The sequence below is a fragment of the Cobetia sp. 2AS genome (assembly GCF_029846355.1).
GTDB classification, from domain to species: Bacteria; Pseudomonadota; Gammaproteobacteria; order Pseudomonadales; family Halomonadaceae; genus Cobetia; species Cobetia amphilecti.
The window spans coordinates 1-542 of record NZ_JARWKQ010000018.1; the positions used below are offsets into that span (position 1 = coordinate 1).

Below are 542 nucleotides of genomic sequence, written 5' to 3' on the forward strand. Positions count from 1 at the left end.
TCCCAAGGCGTTCTTCCTCGCTGAAAGTGCTTTACAACCCGAAGGCCTTCTTCACACACGCGGCATGGCTGGATCAGGCTTTCGCCCATTGTCCAATATTCCCCACTGCTGCCTCCCGTAGGAGTCTGGGCCGTGTCTCAGTCCCAGTGTGGCTGATCATCCTCTCAGACCAGCTACGGATCGTCGCCTTGGTGAGCCATTACCTCACCAACAAGCTAATCCGACATGGGCTCATCCGATAGCGCAAGGTCCGAAGATCCCCTGCTTTCTCCCGTAGGACGTATGCGGTATTAGCCTGAGTTTCCCCAGGTTGTCCCCCACTATCGGGCAGATTCCCATGCATTACTCACCCGTCCGCCGCTCGACGCCTCCTAGCAAGCTAGGATCGTTTCCGCTCGACTTGCATGTGTTAAGCCTGCCGCCAGCGTTCAATCTGAGCCATGATCAAACTCTTCAGTTGAAAGCTTGATAGTCTGTTAAGCAGACCAAACTTGGTTCAGAGTCAAACTTCTCGTGAGAGGCTTGCTCCGATATTTGGTGAC

At 54.2% G+C, this 542-nt stretch carries 1 rRNA gene; it reads right to left on the reverse strand.

The window, feature by feature from the left end:
* Positions 1-460: ribosomal RNA gene (locus QD356_RS17740) — 16S ribosomal RNA — on the reverse strand; the annotation flags it as partial.
* Positions 461-542: the final 82 nt, after the last annotated feature.